Below are 3,212 nucleotides of genomic sequence, written 5' to 3' on the forward strand. Positions count from 1 at the left end.
GATAAATATTTCAAAGAATATAAGAAATGGTAGTAGTATAACAAATACATAACAAATATCTGCCGGAATAAATTTTAGAGCCAGTAAATACTGGAGTATTACTTTACCGACAAAAGCGTTCCAAATAAACCAAAAGCTAAAAGCCGATATCTGTGTAATTATTTTTGTTTTCATAGCTTGATATGTTTGGGTATTAAAATGCAAATTTATGGTAGATAGCCTTATACATTACTATTACCAGCATCCTCAATTACTCTGTGTATGGTTCCCAAAAAATCAATAGCTCAAACATTAAAAGACAAGATTTTCTACAGATACTTCCAAGCTTTTTATTCTTCTGAATAGAACCACACTTTCTTTAGTAAGCGGGATTCCTCCCAGCACCTTCATAGCGCTATGGTGGAGACTTGCTAGCGCCAACAGAAAAGATTTGGCTTTGCTGGGCGATCGCTGCGACCTATTGAAATAATCTTGCTGAAAAACGGGAAGACTATGGTTATTCCCTAATAGGGAAGTCTTTATGAAAGTTGTGAATAGAAAAATGCTCAAGAAATCTCTGCTTAATTTTTTAATTTTGCCTATTTCTCTTGTTCCCTGGCTGTCTATGGGAATACTGGGTAATTCCCACGCGGATGCTTTACCAGGGCAAAGTACAGAGCAAGTAGGCACTTGGATTAAAGCACATCCTACACTCCGCCCTAGGAGTGGGGAGTTATTGTTTGTGCAAAAGACTGATACTGCTGCTCAACGATTCACTTTTCAAGCGTCTGTATTGCCCCCTGGTAGGGTGCAATTTTCTAAAGACCGTGGCACAATCCGTAGTGAGCGCATTTCCATGTATGATGCCATTAACGGCATGACATTTGCGCGTCTCCAGGAATCCTTGCGGGTGATTTATGGCTTGGAGATTTATCAAGACTACGATCGCGCCCAGGTAGTTTACCAGTATCCCAACCAGAAGGTAATTAACTCGGCACGTCTTGCCAAAACTCCCATTCGGGAAGCTTTAAAAGGAGAATTACGAGTAGGCGATCGCTATGTATATTGGGTGGAAATTGCTCAACCCAAGAGTGGCAAAGCTTTTACCGGGCAAATGACAGTTTTACTTAAAACTGACTTAGACAAGTTAGAAGGTGAACTGCAAATTCGGTAATGGGCATTGGGCATTGGGTATGGGGCATTAATTATTCTTCCTCACTCCCTCATCTTCCTCTGCCCCTGATTTTCCACATACAAGTTACTGAAATGGTGTTCTATAGTTTCCCTAGGCTGATGGGAGCTAGGGTTTGCCATATACCTGAAAAGATACTTTCAGATGCTAAGGAAATTCGTAGCAAATCTTCCTTTAATAGTGGTGGCCAATCTATGCCAGCTTTACGCCCTGCGGCAAATAGCTGTTGTGCCTTAATGCTTAACTGATAAAGGGCTAAAGCCAGTTCTCGGTCTAGGGTCTTTGCATCTTTAAGGGCTTCAAACACCACTTTCAATGCCAACAAAATTGAAGTGATCTGACCGGGTACCGGCGGTTTCCCCTGTTTCATACGCGTTAACAGCGCATCTGGGTTTTCCTCGGTTGTGATTGTCTGATCTATGAGGAGTTTCCGAGCTGTTTCGTAATTCATGTAGTCAGTTTAGCGTACATTTTGCTTCAGCAGTAATACCTAATTAAAAAGTCATAAAATTGGCTTCTAGTTATTTATAGCAATCTCATTTGATTTGTGAAAAGATAAGCTTGGGAAAAATGATGGGGAATTTGCGATGCTATAGGTTAACCAGATAGACTGACATATAAGAATATCTTTGAAAAATACGCCCCGCTTGGAATCAGAAGCAAAATGATATCACTGAATTTACTAGAAATTGAGCGCTCAATCCGTTCCTTGTCTGTAGAAGAGCAACTTTGGCTACTAGAAAGCATTGCTAGACAAATCAGAGAAAGTGAATATACAAAAGATAAATTTGCTGATGTCACAAATCAGGAAGAAAAACTGGAATTAATGGTTGATGAGCCAAAGATTTCAACAGAAATTGCTGCAATCAATGATGAATTTGCCATTTCTGAAATCCTCTGATATGTAAAAGTAAAAATTATGAGTTTGCCAGATTTAAAAAGTCAAATATACAAGTTATAGGTGAGCGATCGCTTAGAGGATGTTTGAGAAGTCACTAGTTAAGATAACCCCTGCTCTTGAGAGCGGGGTTTTGTAGTTGATGCGTAATCCTAATGACGTAAATTATCAGTCTTTCAAGTCACTGCCGACTAGAGTAAGCGTAGCCCAGGTTGAGCTATGCTTGTTTTTATCCTGCTTTTAGTAGTGCATTTATTGTCTAATTTGTCAATTAATAAATTCTGAAATAGGACTTAGGAGCTTTCTCGGCGGTGATAATTTGGTAAACTCTTGGGTAGCTTCGAGCAACTGGTATTGTTCCAAGCTGAAGAAGTGTAGAGTGTTAAGTGTTAAGCGTTAAATAAAAAAATTTTGAATTTGAGCCTTGGAAGAACAAAAGATAGATAATCAACGACTATTGAGTAGTGATTGTTGACTATTGACTAATGAGCATGAAATTGAGTGTTAAGCACACTGTTGATCAGTGGTTCAACAAAATAGCAAAGAATCCAGCCCTTAGTGTCACTGTGTCGGTTTTGTGGTTAATGGTGGTTGGCTGGATAGCTTTTGGGTGGAATTTGGGCAATATTGGCTTGATTGATGAGACAGAGCCACTGTTTGCCGAAGCTTCCCGCCAGATGTTTGTCACAGGTGATTGGATAACCCCATTTTTCAATGGTGAAACTCGTTTCGATAAACCTGCTTTAATTTACTGGTGTCAGGCGATCGCATATTACATTCTTGGAGTAAATGAGTGGGCAGTACGTCTTCCTTCTGCGATCGCAGCATTTGGCTTAATTTGTTTAGCTTTTTACACCGTACAGTGGTATTTCGCTAAACAAGATGAATTAGAGCAAGTTTCACGTCCTACTCGCCGCTACTTAACATCTTTTATCGCAGCCGCGCTCATGGCACTCAATCCCGAAACTATTATTTGGGCGAGAACGGGTGTCTCAGATATGCTGCTCACCGGATGTATAGCATCAGCTTTGTTATGTTTCTTTCTAGGGTACGCGGGGAAGGAAGGGAGTAGAGGGCAGGGAGCAGGGAGCAGGGAGCAGGGAGCAGGGAGCAGGGAGCAGGGGAGCAGGGGAGCAGGGGGAG

General features: G+C 40.9%; 4 protein-coding genes. 3 read left to right on the forward strand and 1 reads right to left on the reverse strand.

Features of this window, described 5'->3' with window-relative positions:
* Positions 1-541 precede the first annotated feature (541 nt).
* Entirely contained in the window at positions 542-1,153 is a 612-nt protein-coding gene (locus GNF10_RS36015; RefSeq protein WP_185580999.1) for a hypothetical protein, read from the forward strand.
* 100 nt (positions 1,154-1,253) lie between these two features.
* Here the strand turns inward: GNF10_RS36015 and GNF10_RS36020 are convergent, their stop codons facing one another.
* The gene (locus GNF10_RS36020; protein ID WP_012409416.1) at positions 1,254-1,622 is read right to left on the reverse strand and encodes a hypothetical protein; all 369 of its coding nucleotides are present in this window, start codon (positions 1,620-1,622) and stop codon (positions 1,254-1,256) included.
* Positions 1,623-1,835: 213 nt separating this feature from the next.
* Here GNF10_RS36020 and GNF10_RS36025 point away from each other — a divergent pair, with 213 nt between their 5' ends.
* Both GNF10_RS36025 and GNF10_RS36030 read left to right on the forward strand, forming a co-directional pair.
* Positions 1,836-2,072 carry a hypothetical protein gene (locus GNF10_RS36025; RefSeq protein WP_185580996.1) on the forward strand — a complete coding sequence of 79 codons (237 nt, stop codon included), beginning with the start codon at positions 1,836-1,838 and terminating at the stop codon, positions 2,070-2,072.
* A 482-nt stretch (positions 2,073-2,554) separates the two neighbouring features.
* Positions 2,555-3,212 (forward strand): glycosyltransferase family 39 protein (locus GNF10_RS36030; RefSeq protein ID WP_185607445.1); only part of this gene is annotated, 658 nt, incomplete at its 3' end.

Source organism: Nostoc sp. UCD121, from assembly GCF_014222285.1.
Classification (GTDB): Bacteria; Cyanobacteriota; Cyanobacteriia; order Cyanobacteriales; family Nostocaceae; genus Nostoc.

Bases quoted from the DNA above. Each gene is read 5' to 3' on its own strand.
- GNF10_RS36015 (WP_185580999.1), top strand. From the start codon at position 542: ATGCTCAAGAAATCTCTGCTTAATTTTTTAATTTTGCCTATTTCTCTT.
- GNF10_RS36020 (WP_012409416.1), bottom strand. From the start codon at position 1,622: ATGAATTACGAAACAGCTCGGAAACTCCTCATAGATCAGACAATCACA.
- GNF10_RS36025 (WP_185580996.1), top strand. From the start codon at position 1,836: ATGATATCACTGAATTTACTAGAAATTGAGCGCTCAATCCGTTCCTTG.